Source organism: Anoxybacillus sp. FSL W8-0104, from assembly GCF_038004465.1.
GTDB classification, from domain to species: Bacteria; Bacillota; Bacilli; order Bacillales; family Anoxybacillaceae; genus Anoxybacillus; species Anoxybacillus flavithermus_G.
Genome location: NZ_JBBOQU010000001.1, coordinates 1,290,074 through 1,308,432, shown reverse-complemented (window position 1 = coordinate 1,308,432; position 18,359 = coordinate 1,290,074). Strand labels below are relative to the sequence as shown.

Genomic DNA, 18,359 nt, shown 5'->3' with positions numbered 1-18,359 from the left:
CATAAGTTTAGTTTATTTCTTTTCTAGGTATCGATAAACGGTTGTTCGTGAAACTCCCCACATTTGGGCAATATCTGTAATAGGTGTCCCACTTGCCACTAGTGTCTTTAACATCTCTAATTCTTTCTTATCTAACTTTTCCGGTCTTCCTCCTAATCGTCCTCTGGCTCTTGCTGCAGCACGTCCGGCTGCCGAACGTTCGTGAATAAGATTACGCTCAAATTCGGCAAAAGCCGCAAAGAGATGAAACATAAGTTGTCCCGTAGCGCTAGCCTTGTCCATCGTAATGTTTTCTTGCAGACTATGAAAACTGACGCCTTGATCATTGAGATCATTGACAATCTTAATAAGATGCTGCATATTCCTTCCCAATCGATCTAAGCGCCAGACCACTAAAGTATCACCAGTTCGAACAAAACGGAGAGCATCTTCTAATCCCTGTCGTTTATCTTTAGCTCCACTGATCTTATCGGTAAATATCTCCCCACAGCCATGTTTTTTAAGCGCATCTAATTGTAAATCTAAATTTTGAATACCTGTGGAAACGCGCGCATATCCTACCTTCATTTATTTCATCCTCTTTTGATTATTCTGTTTTTATCGTAACATAACTTAATCGGTAGGTAATATCTGAACATAGATTTATTTACAGGGTTTATCACTAGCATTGCAGTAATTAAATCTGATGATTCAAAATACTAAGAATGTTCAATTTTTTATTGATTTCGAAACAAAAAAATCCTTTACAATGGAAGTACAGGTGGTTCCTGTCCAAATCCAATCGTAAAGGATAACTGTTATGGACAAGAATACACTAATTTCATCATTTGGTAAATGGGTTTCACCCATAAATATTCAAAAACTTAGCGAACAAGTCAAAGAATTGAAACAGGACTATTACACAAAAAAGCTGACAACAGAAGCCTATATTAAATTTTTATTGGTAGCCCAACTGCTCGAATTTAAGAGCTTAGAGGAAATGAGTGATGCACTTGTAGACGAAGATCTTCAAAAAGCACTCGGATTTGAATCGATAAGTGCCTCTCAGCTATCCCGAAAAAACAATCAGATCAACCCACTAATTCTTGCAAATTTGTTCTTGGATCTTGTTTGGAAAATTCAACGGTACCATTATAAAAACGGAAAGAATATGCCACTGAAAATCATTGATTCGAGTACACTCCCGTTGAATTTGACCAATTATAAATGGGCAAAATTCCGTAAAACAAAAGCTGGTGTAAAGCTACACTTACGGCTCGTTTTCATGGATAAAGACACCGTCTATCCTGAAAAAGCAGTGATTACGACAGCAAAAGAACATGACCGAAATCAACTCGAAGTCCTAGTGGATGATAAAGAAGCCATGTATGTGTTTGACCGCGGTTATGTGGACTATGAACGTTTTGACCGGATGACAGATGATGGCTATTTCTTCGTTTCAAGACTGAAGAAAAACGCAGTCATTCGTGAAGTCTATACATTTTCACTTCCTGATGATTGTCACGTTCTATCCGATAAAATGGTCTATATTGGTACCACACAAAATCGTACTGAAAATGTCTATCGTCTACTAGAAGTTATGGACACAAAAGGGAACTTACTTCGTTTAATTACCAACCGATTTGATTTAAAAGCAGAAGAGATAAGTGGTATTTACCGATCTCGCTGGGCTATTGAACTCTTTTTCAAATGGCTTAAGCAACACGTAGAAATTAAGCACTTTTATGGAATGAGTGAAACAGCTATTCAAAATCAAATTTTCTTAGCCCTTATCACGTATTGCTTACATGTTCTCATTCAATTGGAGATGAAAAGTAAGAAATCCCTACTTCGAATTACTCGTTGGTTAAAGAGAGCTCTGTGGAAACCAGCTTATGTTTGGTTGCGAAAATTTGATGGGCGAGCCAGTCCATAATCTCCCTTTTGTCGTTGTCGCTCTGATTTAACTGTATATATTTACCAAATGGACAGTGCCGCCTTTCTTTAGGTTTTGTCTTTTTGGCACAAATTCACAAAAAATAATTAACAGAAAATTCTAACTATATTTATGCAATGCTAATGATTAAAATTAAATTAATACAACACTAGTGAGAATGGAAGAAAAAAATAAAATTATAGAAACACGGCTGTTGATTATCCAAAATTAGGCATACTCCTCCCATATATTCGGGCATACTCAAATAAGACAGCTGCCATCTCGGATTTCCATTCGAGAGGAAGTTGCCCAGAGAAAAAACGACGGACAAACGAAAGAAAGGTAAGGGACGAGGTTGTCCGTTTTTCCGTTCGATGATATAGCCATCTCAGTAACACATAAGCGATAAATGCCGCAAAAAGTTGGTTGTATACCGCATGCTCGTTGGTGCCAAATAAGGTCGGAACGTTTAGATATTGCTTGATCCATCGGAAAAACACTTCCACTGTCCAACGTTCTTGATACATCTCGGCAATCTTTTCCGCCGATGCCTCTAAGACGTTCGTGACCACACGGATTTCATGCCCGTTCGCATCCTGAAAGATCACGACGCGATGGCGCTTTTTGGAACGACATTGTTTCGTTCCTAACTGGCAAGTAAAATCCGCCACAATAGAAGAAGAGGAGGAAGAAAGGCGCTTTAGGCTCTTTTTTTGATGGATCTCGACATTGTCTTTCATCCGAATCACAAACGGTTGCTTCTGTTCGACAAACCGATCGAGGCGTTCAATTTTAAAGTACGCTCGATCTTCGACAAGAACCGTTTGTACGTCTGTGAGCCGCTCTCCCACCGGTCCATCGTGGCGCAACCCTACGGTTTCTACGATGTCGCTCGGCATTTGTTGCTCAGGGGAATACGCGACGTGCATTTTCACTCCGGATCGTTCCCCATGATAGGGTGCCCATGTCAGGCGGTTTTTCCCCACGGTGACGGTCGTGGAGTCTACTATACGCAATGCTTTTGGAAAGCGAAGCGAACGGCGGGTTTGGCGATTGCACTTAGAAACAACCAAAGCAAATAAGCGCTTCATCACCTCGTACGGAACTTCTTTCGCTTTCTTAGAAACCGTCGAGTAATGAAACGTCGGCAATCCGTACATTTTCGCCACATCGGCACCATGACGGAAACTTTTCCATTCGTGAAGTGCCGCCAGCAGAAAAAAATCAACCAACGTGCGCACCGTAAACGTCCGCGAAGTGTCATGGTAGCCAACGGCTTCGGTAATCGACTGGAGATCTTCATCAGAAAGTATGAGTAAAATGTTTGTGGGAGAAAAAAAGACAGGTTCCTGATTTGGTATAATAAGGAACCTGTCAGATATGTAAGCAAAATAGATGAAAAACGGGCTCTCCTCCTGGTAAGGTAGTAAGTGCGAAAAAAAATACAACCAAAGAAAGGAGTGGAGCCCATGCAGGATTATATCACAAACGGCTTGACATTAAAAGAGATCGAACAGTCTTTATTTAGACATATGCAAAAACAATATGGTCATCTCCTTCAACAGGTGTTGGAGGAGATCGACCGCACATTGGCAGAACAGCGGGACAAGAAACGATATGCGCTCAAAGATAAGCGGACGATCCGACTCCAAACGCTATTTGGAGAGGTGGAAGTGAAGCGAAACTACTACTTTGACCGTGAAAAAAAGGTGTATACGTCTTTACTCGATGTCTTTCTCCAGTTCGATGGGGCGCATGGAGTGAGTCCGCTATTAGAGGAGACAGCGATTCATCTCGCCGTGACGGGTTCTTCGTATCGACAGGCTGCGCAGTCGCTTGAAAAGCTGGTGGGGTATGCATGTATGAGTCACGAAACGATTCGCCAGTCCATCATCGAGGCAGAGGTGGAAGGGCACCGTGCGATGGAGAAAAAAGGGCGCGTGTTTTTTATCGAAGCAGACGGGTTGTACGTGAAACGTCAACGAAGCCGCATCAAAGGAAAAGAAGAAAAGATCATCACGATTCACCAAGGATGGGAGAAAAACGGGAAACGCGTATCCTTAGTGAATCGACGGTATATGGTTCATCAAACGAATGAACCGATTTGGGAAGCTGTAGAGAATTTTCTGATGAAGGAATACAGCTATGATCCGTTTGAGGATTGGGTGGTCATCAATGGAGATGGAGCCCCATGGATTACAGCGTGTCGAGAATATTTCGGGGACAGGGGGTACTTTCAGCTTGATCGGTTCCATGTGGCAAGAGAGATTCGTCAATTGTTCCGAGGTCATGCGAGATATCGGGTGATTCGAAAGAAGTTAGCATCATGGGATGAAGAAGGTGTGTTACGAGAACTCACAAGTGCCATCGGTACGTTAGAACATGAGGAGAAGGAAAAGCAACTCGAGGCGCTTGTTCGTCGAATCGAGGAGATACCAGGATGTTTACGTGACTATCGCGTATGGTTGAAGGAAAAAGGGATTGACACGACAAACATGAGGGCGATGGGGAGTGCGGAAGGAACGATGCATGTGTTTGCGAAACGAAGTAAAAACGGTCGAAGTTGGAGGGATGCAGGGATTGAAGCGATGTTGCGAGCGATCGTCGCGATAAAAGATACGTTACTCATTCGGACACGCGATGGAGTGATGTATGGCGTGGAAGAACGAGAAGAAACGAAACGAGAAACGATCGTGAAAAAGGCACTGAAGCGCGTGCAAACGCAAATGACAGAAGTGGTACGAGATAACATCCCATACCTTCGCCAATCTTCAGGGACACCGATTTACGAGGCATTGCAAGCATTGAAAGGTTTTTAAAACGAGAGAAAACGCACATACCTACAGGATGAGAGTAAGTAAAAGCGCTTACATATAACGATTTTATAAAACCATATATAACCAAAAAAATCGGTCGAGAAAAAAATCTCCCACAAAGTCTTGACTCAAACCATCAGAAACAATTTTTTGCATCAAATTTGGGAGTGTGGTATACTTGTGCATAGAGAGCACCTCCTATATACATCCAAATTGACATTTTAACCTCTGATTTACGCAGTACACCCGATGCGACGCAACACCTCATCCGGGTGTTGTAGAACGTACTGTTCAAAACGAGTAATGGATTGGGCAATATCGTTTTGATCCTTGTGAAAAACGTTGGCAATCACTTCATCTTTCAACCACTTCCACAGCCGTTCAATCGGGTTCAACTGTGGGGAATACGGTGGCAAAAAGATGAAATGAAAAGCATCGCCTTCCTCGCCATCAAGAAAGGCTTGTACCATCTTGGCATGATGAATACGCGCATTGTCTAACACAAGCACGAGGAATCGATCGGCATATTTCTCTTTCAATCGGCGCAGAAAGTAGAGGAAGGTTTCGGCATTGGCGGATGATGCACGATGAAACACTACATCGCCTTGTTGAACATCGACGGCGCCAAAAATAGAAACGTGGGCGTGGTGACCATAGCTTGGCACTTGTTTTTGATTTCCTACTTCTGCCCATGTCGTACGAAGCGCTTGATACGCACGAACATGCGTTTCGTCCACATAAAACATAGTGACGTTCTCGGTGATTAGTTTTTTTTATAAATTCGAGTTCCTTTTGAAAAGCAGCTTGATGTTCTGGATTCCCTTTCACAAGCTTATACGTCGGACGTGTCCATGACAAACGAAGACGATGCAATAACTTACGAATGCCTTCACGTGACATCGAAACGCCATAGGTATGTTGGATGTAGGATTGTAAAATACGCGTGTTCCATGATGAAGCAATGCCCCAGCCAGCATCCGCAGGTGTAGTAGTTAACACGAGTTGTCTAATTTCTTGTTGTTGTTCTTCCGTCAGAAATGGCACGCGACCAGGCGGCAACCGACGATCGAGTAGATGATCGAGCCCTCCTTCATTAAAACGTGCAACGTAGAGGGCAACAGATTGACGGCACAGATTGACCATTTTGGCCACATCTTTGCCAAGATGACCTTCCATGACGAGACGAACAGCGGTCACCCGAACGCGAAGCGAAGCATCTTTGATTTTCCGTTCTTGTTTCCGAAGTGTTCGAGGCGTCCAACCGTGATCATTTGTAATTTTAAGACGTTTCATGTCATTTCCGCTCCTTTTACACATGAGTATTTAGGAGCAGTATAGCCATGGAAAAGGGTGTTCATACAGAAGTCATTACTTTAAAGTGCATGTATATATAAACCAGTCTAGACTGGTTTATAAAAACTAATCGAGGTAGCTTAAATGAAAAAAAGTTATAAAGTAATGATACTTTTATTGCCGATAATAGTAGCTTTAGTTACTACGTTAAGCGTTCAATTCATTGAGGGAACTTTGAAATCGGAGTTACTTCACTTTACGATGTTTGAAAATCTAATGATGTTTACAATGATCTTTTTAACAATCTATTTATTTACTATTGCTTTTGTAGTACCTATTAATATTTATATAACTAAGAAAATTGATAATAAATTAATATCATTTGTTTTATTTAATATTGTAGGTTTAATTTTAATAGGTTGCGTTGATATTTGGGTATTAAAAAATTTTGAATTAAAGTCTTTGTATCTAATTTTCCCACTATTTGCAGTTCTATCTTTGTTTCAGTCGAATTCTAAAAGTGTTTAACAAAATATATATCAGAGAAGGATGACCGATTAGAGTTGTCCTTTTTTGTTTTATAAAAACGTTCAGATTTTTTTGGAAAAAACTAGGGTCCTGCCGACAAACGGCATTTATCTATACTTAGGACTAAAAAAACCTTGATTTGATAAGGTTTTTACATTAAGGACATGTGAACAACGTATTATTCTTAAAATCGAGTCTCCCTACACGAATTCTACAACAGATCGTTGCCATGAATGCAACAAGAACGCCTTAAGGCGTTCTAATGAATTAAAAGGCATAGGTTATTCAAATAAGATTAATTAATTTTAATGCCTTCTCGTTATCAAGTATTCAAAAAGTGACTTTTTACTCTATTTTTCGTCTCAATAAATTCCTTAATGTATAATATTTGTGTTTTGTCGGTAGGATCTCTTATTGAAAAAGATTATATTGCCTCAGTCTGTAATAAAGCCGATGATTCCTTAGCGTAGGAACAATCGGCTTTTTTTATGTCGAAATTTGCTTAGCGTATGTTTTGCGCTTTTTGTTGGTAGGACCCCGTTCTGAAGTCACATTGATGCAACGGAGCCAACGACTATTAAAAACATATGAGCCAGAAGTTTCAGAGGCGATGACAAAAGCGCTCACGACTCAAGGCATCCACCTCCTCACAGGAGCGTCCTTTGAACGCGTCGAACAAGACGGAAACGTCAAAAAAATATATATAGAAATCGATGGAAAAAAACAGGTGATCGAAGCGGACGAATTGCTGATTGCCACTGGGAGAACACCGAATACTGCAGCGTTACGTTTAGAAGCGGCTGGGGTGAAAACGGGTTCGCGTGGCGAAATTATTGTTAATGACTATTTACAAACGACAAATCCGCGCATTTACGCAGCGGGAGATGTCACACTCGGCCCACAATTTGTTTATGTCGCCGCATACGAAGGAACGATTGCCGCAGCAAACGCCGTTGGTGCCCAAAATAAAAAAGCTCAGCTTGACACCATCCCAGCGGTTACATTTAGTTCTCCGGCGGTCGCAACGGTTGGACTAACGGAACAGCAAGCAAAAGAAAAAGGATACGAAGTAAAAACATCTGTTTTGCCGTTAGAAGCTGTCCCGAGAGCAATTGTCAATCACGAAACGATCGGTGTCTTTAAACTAGTGGCAGATGCAAAAACAGGGAAATTGCTAGGAGTCCACATTGTAGCAGAACATGCGGGAGAAGTCATTTATGCAGCGACACTCGCGGTCAAACTCGGCTTAACGATAGACGACCTTCGCGAAACGCTCGCGCCGTACTTAACGATGGCAGAAGGATTAAAACTAGCGGCGTTAACGTTCGACCAAGATGTCGAAAAATTATCTTGTTGCGCAGGATGAGCCACTTCCATGCAGAAGCGGCTCTAGTTTTTTTTCTTATCTAACGCTTGTTTTAACAAATCTCCTAAGCTTGTACTAAACGAATCATTCTCGGCACTATATTTTCTCAGTAGTGCCCGTTCTTTTTGCCCAAGTTTTGTTTTTTTCTGTTCTTCTGCTTTTTCAATAACATTGCAAGGGCGGCATTGAAAGTAGATACCTGCTTTTCCTTCATGAATTTCCATCCGTTTTTTGCATTGTGGGCAGCGACGATGCGAAAGTTTTGGATCTTTTCGTTTTCGGAATCGGCATGTCATATTCGAACATACGAGCATGCGACCTTCTTTTGTCACTCGTTCTTTTAAAAACGAGCCACATTCTGGACACATCGAGCCAGTTAAATTATGGGGGCGGTACGTTCGCTCGCTCTGTTTTATTTCTGCGACTAGACGATCTGTTTGTTTGCGGATGTTTCGAAGGAAAGCTTTCGGATTCCCATTTCCGCGAGCAATGGCTTCTAGTTGTTTTTCCCACCTTGCCGTTAACTGTGGTGATTTTAATTCCTCATTTACAAGTTCAATTAACTGTTTTCCTTTCGATGTTGGATAAAACCGCCCATTTTTCCGCTCGACCGTTTCTGTTTCAACGAGGCGTTCAATAATTTCCGCACGTGTCGCTGGCGTACCTAGTCCGTACTTTTCCATTTGTGACAGAAGATCTGCTTCAGAATAACGAAGAGGGGGGGGGCTGTTAGCGATTCCCTTTTCTCTAACATAACAGAAACCCGTTGCCCTTTCGTAAACGTAGGGAAGGTCGGCTGCTCCTCTTGCTTTTCTAAGATGCGGCGGAATCCAGCATTCACGATTCTTGTTTCCCGCGCGACAAACGATTCTCCATCAATAGAAAAAACAACATGAATCGTTTCGTATTCGCAAGCTGGATAAAAAAAGAGCCAAAAAGCGATGAGCGATCAAGTCATATAGTTTTCGTTCATCAGCAGAGAGCTTGCTGATGTCAAGCCGTTCTTCTGTCGGAATAATCGCATGATGATCTGTTACTTTTTCGTTATCAAAAACTCGTCGAGCCATCACTTTTCCCTTATTCTTTAACAACGGGATAACTTCGTCTACATATCCAGATTTCATTGCCTCTAGCCGCTCAAACATCGTGTTTTCCATATCAGTTGTTAAATAGCGCGAATCGGTGCGCGGGTAGGTGACGAGTTTGTGTTGTTCATATAGCCGCTGCAACACGCTTAACGTTTTCTTCGCTGAAAAGCTAAATCGTTTATTTGCGTCTCGTTGTAATTCGGTCAAATCGTAAGGGAGAGGCTGTGCTTCTTTTTTTATTTTTCGCGCAACAGAAATAACCGTCGCTTGCTTGTTTTTTAGCTTTTCATATAGCTGTTCCGCTAGTTCTTTCGAAAAAATTCGTTTTTCCCCGTTACGCTCCCAAACAGCAGGAACAGACCCGACGTTGGCATGAATCGTCCAATATGGCACCGGTTGAAACGACTGAATTTCTTTTTCCCGCTCGATGATCATCGCAAGCGTCGGTGTTTGAACACGACCTGCAGAAAGAGGTTCATTGTATTTAGTCGTTAACGCTCTCGTCACGTTTAACCCAATAAGCCAATCAGCTTCTGCGCGACAAACAGCCGATTCGTATAAACGCTCAAACTGTTTTCCTGGTTTTAAATGTTGGAATCCATCCCGAATGGCTTGATCGGTTTGGGACGAGATCCAAAGGCGAAGGAGCGGCTTTTTCCAACGGATTTTTTGCAAAATCCATCGTGCAACAAGTTCGCCTTCCCGTCCGGCATCGGTGGCGATGATGCAGTTTTTCATATCCGGACGTTTTGCTAATGTTTCGATCGCCCGAAACTGATGACTCGTTTGGCGAATGACGTTCAGTCCCGTTTTTTCCGGAATAATCGGCAAATCTTCTAGCCGCCACGTTTTATAAGCGGGATTATAATGTTCCGGCATTTTCAATTCAATTAAATGCCCGAGCGCCCATGTGACGACATATTTCGGCCCCTCAAAATAATGTTTATGTTGTTCCCGACACCCAAGTACGCGAGCAATTTCCCGCGCCACACTCGGCTTTTCAGCAAGAACTGGTGATTTCATTCGTTTTCCTCCTAGCCACAAGACTACTTGTTCAGTATAGCGGAAAGGGGGGAGTTTTGCACACTTGACACTTCAAACGAAAAAAGGATTGCAATAAAATGAGATAAGATTGCCAACAACCTTTAGTCATCGTTATCGTTTCCGCTACGATTGGGACGTTAATTTAGAAGGGGAGTCGTGCTCATCGATCCGTTAATAGCTCATAAGATTAAGATCGGGATAAAATGAAGAAAGCAAGGTGAAATCCACTGTTGCAAAGTTTATGTAAGACACGGAAAAGGCAATTACCAAAGGATATAGTGCGATTTAATTCGATCTGAAAAAATATCATCAGAATGCCCAGATGATTTTGAGCATAGGATGAACAACATAAAAATAGCGGATTATACGACAAATATTCCGACGCGTAGCGACAAACGAATCTTAACCGTGAAAGGGCAGTATAAAATGCACCTTTCTTTTTTTATGCGTTTTTAGTTTACATAACATAAATTATAGGAAGTTGAACAAATTGTATCTCATATAATAAGTAAACTTTTATTTTTGAGACGGAAGAAGAAATTATAAGCCCGCAGCTGCTCATAAATACAATACATTAGTAACTAGCTACGGGCTTGTGATGAAACAAACACTATATAATCCGTCCTTTCTTATGTCACTTATGCGATATCTTCATTATAATAGCGAACGCCTTTGTATTGAATACGGATCGGAATTTGTTTTTCTTGTTCATACTGGCGACACAATTTTTTCGCTTTTACACACGCATCCATCATGCCATCTGCAATAATGGCTTCTTCCCATACAACTGGTTGTTGGTGATGTGTACTAAAAGTGAAGATGTACTGTTTCATAAACATCCTCCTCTCTCAATTTATTTATATATTCATTATAATCATTTCGTTTATTATTATAATGCAAACCTGTATTACAAAAAAGATTGAAACTGTTACAACATTGTAAACTTTTATACTCATTTTCCAGCAACTTTTTTCATTTGTTCTTCTTCACGAATTGGCCAGCATTCAACACCTTTTAACCCCTCGATATCATCAGCATAGAATACTGGATTTTCTCCGCGTTTCCGTTTTATCATATAGTCATCAAGCTTTTTAAAAAAATTTTTTTGATGATTAACATAAAAACACCCACCATTCTGGGTGTTTTACAATTTATGCAGCAGTAATTTCTTTAGCAATGGGGCTAAAAATATTGGTAATTGCTCTACGTTTGGAACGAGTACACTATAATGTCCATATATATTTTCAATCGTTTTTTGTTGACTTTCGCTAATTATTCCATTCGCCAAAAACACATTTACTACTTCAATTCCTAATTTTCTCGCTTCGGTAACTGCCTCGTGTGTATCTACAATCCCATTTTGATCATAGCCGAAAGCAGCTGGTTCCCCATCCGAAAAGACGAGTAAAAATTTTTGTTTTTCGTTTCTTTTTTGCAATTCTTCTGTCATTAATCGAATAGCCAAACCATCACGATTATCTTCTTGTGGCTCCAATTGCATAATTCTTGCCCCATGATCTTTTCTTAGAGAATCATCAAAATCAATAACAGTTTGAAAATAATTAGGTTGATAAGACGATGTAGCGTCGTTCGTATCCTCCCAAAAACCAACAATTTTATGCGGAACGCGAAGCGCTTTAAGAGATTCGTGAAATAAAATAATTCCTTTTTTTGTTTCTTCCATCTTGTCATACATCGATGCAGAACAATCGACAAGCAAAACAAAAACAGCATCTAATAACGGGGATGTTTCGTGTTTTTTATAGAATAAACGCGGATGTTCTTCTGTAAAAAAGCGTAATAGCTTTTTATTTAAACGACCTGCATGTAAATCTGTACGTGGGTGCATTTTTTTATGTTCAAGCACTTTTTCAATGGATTGTGTCAATTTTTTTTGATATGGCGCAATTACTCCCTGGTTACGTTCATACTGTTTAGTTTGCTCAGTTGTCGGTGGCAAAGCATCCACAAATATCGGCTTAGCATAACGATTTTCTTTTCCGTATTCATACTCGGAACGTCCAGAAAGTTCGTGGCGCTGCTCTTGTTGTTCTAAATGCGTATAATCATTATGTGTTGTTTTTTGTGATGAACCATGCACTATCCCAAGAGCTTGATCTCCCGCTTCCCCTTGACGAACCCCTTCCCCGAGCAAGTCAGTCTGTGAACCTTGCTCGAGATCAAACTGTAAAAAACTATTCGTCATATCGCTTGTTTCACGATGCCATGTATGCATCGTCTCTTGAAAAATATCTTCATTTTCCGATTTCTTATCAAGTACGTCATGATTTTTCAATGGATCTTTTCGTCGGATATCTTCCCTATCTTGTTGCTGATTAACGTAAATATACTCCGGGAGATGAAAATACGTGTTTAGCATATCAGTATCTAACAATTCATCTAACACATCTATAACTGTAAGTACAATATGTGAAATATGAGCGGTTGATTTTGCATCATATACATTTCTTATTTCGCGCTCAACAAATGGAAGAGCTAAACGTAAACGTTCAGGAAGAAAAATATCGTTTACGGGTTGTTCCGCTGTTAATAGTAAATATAAATAATTAAACAATGCATCTGTATAAACGCTTTTTATCATATTCACATTCCATTGAGTTTCAAAGTAATGGCGATATACATGTTTCCGAATAACGAACGCTTTTTTTGTACCAGGACGTACATGCCGACATATATCTTCTAACCGCATGTCTTCAAGCAACACAAACAATTGTTTAGCAAAGTTTGGGATACAATATGATTTTATTTGGTTAAGAAAAAAAAGGATATCTTCGTCATTTGTATGATAAAAATTTCCGATCGTGCGCAAAAACACATCGCTTTTTAATCCATATACGTACTGTTCTTTTGGACGGTTATCCCAAAAGTAACTGACAACGACTTTTTTATGTTGCCGATCAAGATACGACTGATAACCGAACTCGAGCTCCATTTCCTCATCTTTTGTTAATGTTTTCACTAAATCAGATAGCTCCATAAACAAAAAAGAATCAACTTTTTTATCATTAAACATAATAAAACGGTTCATGTAACCACCCTCATTCATCAAACAACGTTTCGGCTAAATTGCGCACCGCAGCTTTTTCCCGCTCGTCTTCTAATTTCTCGACGATCGCCCGTTCAATGGCGCGTCGAGGTGGAATATACACCGCTAAATCACAAGCATCGATCAACGCCCGAATGGAAGCAGCTTCTTCTGATACATATCCTTGCTTCACTTGAACAATTAAATCTGCAGATAGTGTAACAAAACGATCTAATAACACTTCATTTGTTAGCTTCGTTTGTTGTTGTAAAATACGTTTTAATGCTTCACCTTGGACGTACGGCACATCAATGACAACAAAACGGTTTTTCAATGCTTCATTCAATGGTACTGTTCCAACGTATCCTTCGTTAATCGCTGCAATGACGCCAAATGTCGGCTTCGCTTTAACAACTTCCGCAGTAAATGGATTTGTAATCATTTTTCGATAATCGAGTACCCCGTTTAAAATCGGTAACGTCTCCGGCTTAGCCATATTAATTTCATCAATATATAGCAGATGCCCTTTTGTCATTGCTTGAATCACAGGCCCGGGGATAAATTCAATTGTTGCTTGCCCATTTGTTTGTTGAATCGTCTTGAAACCAAGCATCGCCTCAGCATCTAAATCAATTGAACAATTAATGCTGTGCATTGGCTGTCCAAAGAAAAGCGATAACGTTTCAGCTAATTTTGTTTTTCCGGATCCTGTCGGCCCCTTTAACAACACATTTTTCCCTAGGGCCAAAGCAATAATTGCATCGTATAAAATAGACTCATGAGCGGGTGTATATGCCGTATATCCAGTCTGTTCGTCTATGTTATTTTTAAACATCTCTCTTCTTTCTTTAATGATCGCTTCAATCGTTTCTGGTAGTGTAAATGACTGTGTATAAATCATGATGTCATTCCTTTCTATATTTTTATACGTACGTATTGTACAAAAAACAAATGGATTTGTACAAACAAAAGAATAGTTTAACATAATTATATTATGTTAACAAATGAATGAGAAAGGGAGCCACTCGGCATTATCGACTTTTGACGAGTAGCTCTACCGCTTCTTGAATAAGTTTTTCACTTTCTAATGATCCTGTTTCTATATCCTTACGAATGCAACGCTCTAAATTAGCACTTACAACAACCGCAATGGCACGATCAACAGCACTACGAATAGCTGACAATTGAGCAACGACTTCTTTGCAGTCTTTCTGCTCATCCATCATTTTTAGTACGCCGCGAACTTGTCCTTCAATTCGTTTTAAACGGTTCTTCACTTGATTATCATATGTCATATTCATCAAACCCCTTTTCTTATACCCTTATCAGTATATTAAATGAAATATAATTCTTTTGTCAACTAAAATTATCTTTGATCGCTTTACGGATAAGCGCTTCACAACGATCAAGTTCTGTTTTTAATTGTCGCTTATACAACTGGGCTTTCTTATATCCTTCCTCAGTAAAACGATAATAAACAACTTCTTGGTATTTCATCCCTTCTTTTTTCTTTTTTACTTGTTCTAAAATGCCATCTTCAATCAAATCATGTAGCGCTTTGTATACTTCTGAATGATTCGGGCGATATCCAAATGGTTGAAACTCTTCACGAAGCACATCTAACAATTTCAACCCATACAATCGTTCCTGTTCAGTTAAAGTAATTAAATATAACTTTAAAAATGCGCGTTGCTTTAATAAAAATCCGCTCGGTTTTCTTTTTTCACTCATTTTTTCTCCTCCTTTCATATGACACTTTCTTCACTTAAAAGAAAATCCCTTCTCCATTTCCATTATAATTGAACATTTTTATTTTTATTCAGTTTCTATTTAGAACATAGTTTTATGATATCAATTTTTTGTAAAAAAAAAAAAGAAGAAGGTTCCCCCTCCTTCATTTAAAAACAATTGTTTTATTTTCATGAATAATGACACGGTCTTCTAAATGCCATTTTAGGGCGCGGACAAGAACCGTTTTTTCGATCATACGCCCGATTCGCTTTAAGTCCTCTACATGATGCTTATGATCCACCCGCTCGACATCTTGTTCAATAATTGGGCCTTCATCTAAATCATCTGTTACATAATGAGAAGTAGCACCGATCAGTTTCACTCCGCGTCGATAAGCTTGCTCATATGGTCGTGCGCCAACAAATGCCGGTAAAAACGAATGATGAATATTAATGATTTGTGCTGGGAAAGTTGCAACAAAATGCGGTGATAAAATTTGCATATAACGTGCAAGCACAATGACATCCACATCGTGTTCCTTTAATAGTTGGATTTGTTTTTCTTCCGCTTCCTCTTTTGTTTCTTTTGTTACCGGTATATAATAGTATGGGATTCCAAAAGACTCTACCGTTTCTCTCATTTGCTCATGATTGCTAATAACTAGAGCAAAATCTGCAAGTAATTCACCCGCTTGCCACTCCCATAGTAACTCTAATAAACAATGCTCTTCTTTTGAAACAAATATCGCTACTTTTTTCACATGTGTATGTAAGCTCAATCGCCAATTCATCTCAAACTGTTGTGCAATCGTTGCAAATTCCTTCTCTATCGTCTTTTTTCTTTCTAACTGTAGATGAGCAAATTTACTAACATAAATTTACAACCAAACAAAAAAGAAGACATGAACCCGATTCCTTGGTTAGAATAGATGTGCCAACAAACCATTCACAAGGAGGTTCATGTCTCATGAATAGATTAGCACATCACCAAGGAATCCACAAGTTTTTGACGATGTTGGGGTTGGCCCTTTATTTCTCGAAACCTGTCATGAAGCATCTCGTTCATATCGTGGATGCGATGATTACAAAGGGCTTTTCGGGAACGCTGACCGATCTACATCATGGGAGTTTTCATCCGAACCATCGCACGACACTGAGCCATTTTTTCACGAAAAGCCCATGGGAGGAAGAGACGCTGCTTCGCAAACTCCAACAGTGGGTGCTTCATCGTGTCGAACGCAGCTCGAAACGAGAGAATCAACCCATTTTTGTTTCGATCGATGATACGATTTGCCAAAAAACGAAGCCCTCGTCACGGGCAACACACGCCATTCAAGGGTGTGATTGGCACTATTCTCACGCAGAGAAAAAGTCGATCTGGGGACATTCTCTCGTTTGGCTCATGGTTCATACGATGACCCAAGCGTTTCCTTTTGCCTTTCGCCTCTACGACAAGACGGTGGGGAAAAGCAAAGGGGAACTCGCGATCGAGATGCTTTCTTCGTTGGATGTGAGTCGACCCGTTTATGTGCTCATGGACTCTTGGTATCCATCGAAAACCCTCGTGGGAGCCTGCTTAAAAAAAGGGTTCCACGTCATCGCGATGCTGAAGACGAATCGGATTCTCTATCCAAAAGGGACGGCCATTCAAGCAAAAGAATTTGCCAAATCTATGGAGCCACGGGATACCCGCCTCGTCACGGTGGGAAAAGAGCGTTATCGGGTGTATCGCTACGAAGGCGCTCTGAACGGTCTCAAGGATGCCGTGGTGCTGCTCGCATGGAAAGCCGATCAGCCGATGACGCCGAAACATCTTCATTGCGTCTTGAGCACCGATCGCGAGCTAAGCGATGAAGAGATCTTGCGCTACTATGCTGCACGTTGGTCGATCGAATGTTTTTTCCGTCAAGCGAAAGACCAGCTGAAACTCGATGGATACCGCGTTCGCGGGCGTCGGGCGGTGAAACGGTATTGGATCTTGGTGCAACTTGCGTATGTGTACAGCATGTTCGAGTCTAACAGTGATTTTTCGGATGGGCTCGATCTCCTGCGCAAGAGAAAAGGACATAGCCTCGTGGAGTTCATTTATCGTGCAGCAAAACAAAATATTCCCATTGATACCGTGAAAAAACAGCTCCACGTGGCATAAGGGGTACCCTGTTTGTCTCTTTTTAAATGGTAATTATTGTAACGAAAATTGCTCAACTACAGTTTCTAATATATTCGGAGCATCGAACTCGATTCGTAAAAAAAACGTACCGCCCTCAGGATCTGTCGAATATTGACTGGATTCCACAATATTAGCTCCCTTTTCGTACAAAAAAGTAGTGACAGCGGCCACAATGCCTGGTTGATCTGGGCATGAAATAAGCAAGCGTGCTCGCTCTTTATATTTGTTCATAAACTTTTGCACATGTTTTTGTTGAAAATACATCATAACTCCCCCCATAGACAGAAAAATGAAATAAAATAATAACTTTTATTATAACAAATAAAAAAATAGTCGAGAACATATCCCGACTATTTTTTACTTATTCAATATTTTTCTTACTCCAAACGCCCCTTTCCACACAGGCGTAGATTGTTTATTAGATGAAAGATATGTGTATAACGCCCCCATAAATAATGAGCCACCAATGATATTCCCAAGCGTTACAGGGACGATGTTATGGATAATCCCTGCTACATGAATTGTATCTGGATGCTCGACAGCTAAAGCAAGTGAAAAAATAACAAAGTTTGCAATAGAGTGTTCATATCCGGAAGCAAAAAAGACGAAAACGATTAAAATCATCGCAAACATTTTTGCCATATCTTCCTTCATTTGCATTGGAATAAAAATAGCTAAACAAACAAGCCAGTTACATAAAATCCCTTTGACAAACAATTGTATCGTTGTTGCGTGCATTTTTTTCAAGGCAATTGCAAAAAGTAAATGATCCATCGGAATGTCATGAAAAATACCTGACTGTGCAATCAAAAAGGCGAAGAAAATCGCACCAAGCAAGTTGCCGCTATAACACGCCACCCAGTTACGAAGCGTGTCACCAATCGTCGTTTCTTTTTGAAGCGTACTTACAGTAAAGTACATCGTATTCCCTGTAAATAGTTCTGCACCGCCATACATAATCAACACAAGGGCAATTCCGAAGAAAATACCGCTCACTAAATACGTTACAGGTGAATGCGCCTCATAAAAGTATTGTCCGATACGTACGCAAAGAACGAGAGCAAAACCAATGTATACACCTGCCAACGCAGCACGAATCATATATTGAAGAGGCGTTGTTTGCAAAATGGAGCGCTTCTTTAATGCAAGCTCTTTACATGTTTGTAAAGCTTCCATTGTTTTCTCACTTCTCTTTCTTTTTTGTGATGTTTTTCACATTTATCCTACTCCTCTTCGTTCTATTTTTCAATGCATTTGTGTAAATGTTAAGAGAACTGTCAACACTTTATTTTTGTAAACGTTTACGAATAAAATGACTATTGCAATTTTTTTATCTGATGTTCTCATCCTTTGCAAACTCATG

The 18,359-nt window shown here is 40.2% G+C and carries 13 protein-coding genes and 5 pseudogenes; 5 read left to right on the top strand and 13 right to left on the bottom strand.

Translation table 11 applies throughout. The features are described from left to right. Positions 1–12: 12 nt before the first annotated feature. The gene (locus tag NST18_RS06995; RefSeq protein WP_004890419.1) at positions 13–567 is read right to left on the bottom strand and encodes a recombinase family protein; all 555 of its coding nucleotides are present in this window, start codon (positions 565–567) and stop codon (positions 13–15) included. 232 nt (positions 568–799) lie between these two features. On the opposite strand from NST18_RS06995, the gene NST18_RS06990 reads away from it, so the two are divergent. After that, a complete protein-coding gene (locus NST18_RS06990; RefSeq protein ID WP_032101754.1) occupies positions 800–1,915 on the top strand; it encodes an IS4 family transposase in 1,116 nt (371 codons plus the stop codon). A gap of 218 nt (positions 1,916–2,133) precedes the next feature. Here NST18_RS06990 and NST18_RS06985 read toward each other — a convergent pair whose 3' ends face one another. After that, entirely contained in the window at positions 2,134–3,237 is a 1,104-nt protein-coding gene (locus tag NST18_RS06985) for an IS4 family transposase (RefSeq protein WP_340721625.1), read from the bottom strand. A gap of 147 nt (positions 3,238–3,384) precedes the next feature. Between NST18_RS06985 and NST18_RS06980 the strand changes: the two genes are divergently transcribed. Continuing rightward, complete coding sequence (locus tag NST18_RS06980) at positions 3,385–4,734, top strand: ISLre2 family transposase (protein WP_075039588.1); 1,350 nt, start codon at positions 3,385–3,387, stop codon at positions 4,732–4,734. A gap of 230 nt (positions 4,735–4,964) precedes the next feature. On the opposite strand, the pseudogene NST18_RS06975 reads toward NST18_RS06980, so the two are convergent. Further along, positions 4,965–5,907 (bottom strand): annotated as a pseudogene (locus tag NST18_RS06975) (IS630 family transposase). Positions 5,908–6,168: 261 nt separating this feature from the next. On the opposite strand from NST18_RS06975, the gene NST18_RS06970 reads away from it, so the two are divergent. Further along, positions 6,169–6,552 carry a hypothetical protein gene (locus tag NST18_RS06970; RefSeq protein WP_032101750.1) on the top strand — a complete coding sequence of 128 codons (384 nt, stop codon included), beginning with the start codon at positions 6,169–6,171 and terminating at the stop codon, positions 6,550–6,552. Between the two features lie 541 nt (positions 6,553–7,093). Beyond that, positions 7,094–7,918 (top strand): annotated as a pseudogene (locus NST18_RS06965) (FAD-dependent oxidoreductase); the annotation flags it as partial. Positions 7,919–7,941: 23 nt separating this feature from the next. Here the strand turns inward: NST18_RS06965 and NST18_RS06960 are convergent. The 8 genes and pseudogenes from NST18_RS06960 to purU all read right to left on the bottom strand — a co-directional run. Then, positions 7,942–10,029, bottom strand: a pseudogene (locus NST18_RS06960) (DNA topoisomerase III). 659 nt (positions 10,030–10,688) lie between these two features. Then, complete coding sequence (locus NST18_RS06955; protein WP_006318467.1) at positions 10,689–10,883, bottom strand: hypothetical protein; 195 nt, start codon at positions 10,881–10,883, stop codon at positions 10,689–10,691. Between the two features lie 119 nt (positions 10,884–11,002). Continuing rightward, positions 11,003–11,125, bottom strand: coding sequence for a hypothetical protein (locus NST18_RS06950; RefSeq protein WP_268915712.1), 123 nt, complete (start codon positions 11,123–11,125; stop codon positions 11,003–11,005). Positions 11,126–11,194: 69 nt separating this feature from the next. Next, positions 11,195–13,099, bottom strand: a complete 1,905-nt coding sequence (locus tag NST18_RS06945; RefSeq protein WP_004890435.1) for a vWA domain-containing protein — start codon at positions 13,097–13,099, stop codon at positions 11,195–11,197. A 10-nt stretch (positions 13,100–13,109) separates the two neighbouring features. After that, the gene (locus NST18_RS06940) at positions 13,110–13,931 is read right to left on the bottom strand and encodes an AAA family ATPase (protein ID WP_230456253.1); all 822 of its coding nucleotides are present in this window, start codon (positions 13,929–13,931) and stop codon (positions 13,110–13,112) included. A 196-nt stretch (positions 13,932–14,127) separates the two neighbouring features. After that, the gene (locus tag NST18_RS06935; RefSeq protein WP_003397198.1) at positions 14,128–14,391 is read right to left on the bottom strand and encodes a metal-sensitive transcriptional regulator; all 264 of its coding nucleotides are present in this window, start codon (positions 14,389–14,391) and stop codon (positions 14,128–14,130) included. Positions 14,392–14,452: 61 nt separating this feature from the next. Then, positions 14,453–14,827, bottom strand: a complete 375-nt coding sequence (locus tag NST18_RS06930) for a helix-turn-helix transcriptional regulator (RefSeq protein ID WP_003397201.1) — start codon at positions 14,825–14,827, stop codon at positions 14,453–14,455. 163 nt (positions 14,828–14,990) lie between these two features. After that, positions 14,991–15,671, bottom strand: a pseudogene (gene purU / locus NST18_RS06925) (formyltetrahydrofolate deformylase); the annotation flags it as partial. 122 nt (positions 15,672–15,793) lie between these two features. Here purU and NST18_RS06920 point away from each other — a divergent pair. Further along, positions 15,794–16,975 (top strand): IS701 family transposase, encoded by a 1,182-nt coding sequence (locus NST18_RS06920; protein ID WP_088223189.1) that lies wholly within the window; start codon positions 15,794–15,796, stop codon positions 16,973–16,975. Between the two features lie 57 nt (positions 16,976–17,032). On the opposite strand, the pseudogene NST18_RS06915 reads toward NST18_RS06920, so the two are convergent. Continuing rightward, positions 17,033–17,260: pseudogene (locus NST18_RS06915) on the bottom strand (ACT domain-containing protein); the annotation flags it as partial. 93 nt (positions 17,261–17,353) lie between these two features. Further along, positions 17,354–18,172, bottom strand: coding sequence for a formate/nitrite transporter family protein (locus NST18_RS06910; RefSeq protein ID WP_004890446.1), 819 nt, complete (start codon positions 18,170–18,172; stop codon positions 17,354–17,356). Between the last annotated feature and the right edge of the window lie 187 nt (positions 18,173–18,359).

Coding starts and splice junctions, on each gene's coding strand:
- NST18_RS06995 (WP_004890419.1), bottom strand. CDS start 567: ATGAAGGTAGGATATGCGCGCGTTTCCACAGGTATTCAAAATTTAGAT.
- NST18_RS06990 (WP_032101754.1), top strand. CDS start 800: ATGGACAAGAATACACTAATTTCATCATTTGGTAAATGGGTTTCACCC.
- NST18_RS06980 (WP_075039588.1), top strand. CDS start 3,385: ATGCAGGATTATATCACAAACGGCTTGACATTAAAAGAGATCGAACAG.
- NST18_RS06970 (WP_032101750.1), top strand. CDS start 6,169: ATGAAAAAAAGTTATAAAGTAATGATACTTTTATTGCCGATAATAGTA.
- NST18_RS06955 (WP_006318467.1), bottom strand. CDS start 10,883: ATGAAACAGTACATCTTCACTTTTAGTACACATCACCAACAACCAGTT.
- NST18_RS06950 (WP_268915712.1), bottom strand. CDS start 11,125: ATGATAAAACGGAAACGCGGAGAAAATCCAGTATTCTATGCTGATGAT.
- NST18_RS06945 (WP_004890435.1), bottom strand. CDS start 13,099: ATGAACCGTTTTATTATGTTTAATGATAAAAAAGTTGATTCTTTTTTG.
- NST18_RS06940 (WP_230456253.1), bottom strand. CDS start 13,931: ATGTTTAAAAATAACATAGACGAACAGACTGGATATACGGCATATACA.
- NST18_RS06935 (WP_003397198.1), bottom strand. CDS start 14,391: ATGACATATGATAATCAAGTGAAGAACCGTTTAAAACGAATTGAAGGA.
- NST18_RS06930 (WP_003397201.1), bottom strand. CDS start 14,827: ATGAGTGAAAAAAGAAAACCGAGCGGATTTTTATTAAAGCAACGCGCA.
- NST18_RS06920 (WP_088223189.1), top strand. CDS start 15,794: ATGAATAGATTAGCACATCACCAAGGAATCCACAAGTTTTTGACGATG.
- NST18_RS06910 (WP_004890446.1), bottom strand. CDS start 18,172: ATGGAAGCTTTACAAACATGTAAAGAGCTTGCATTAAAGAAGCGCTCC.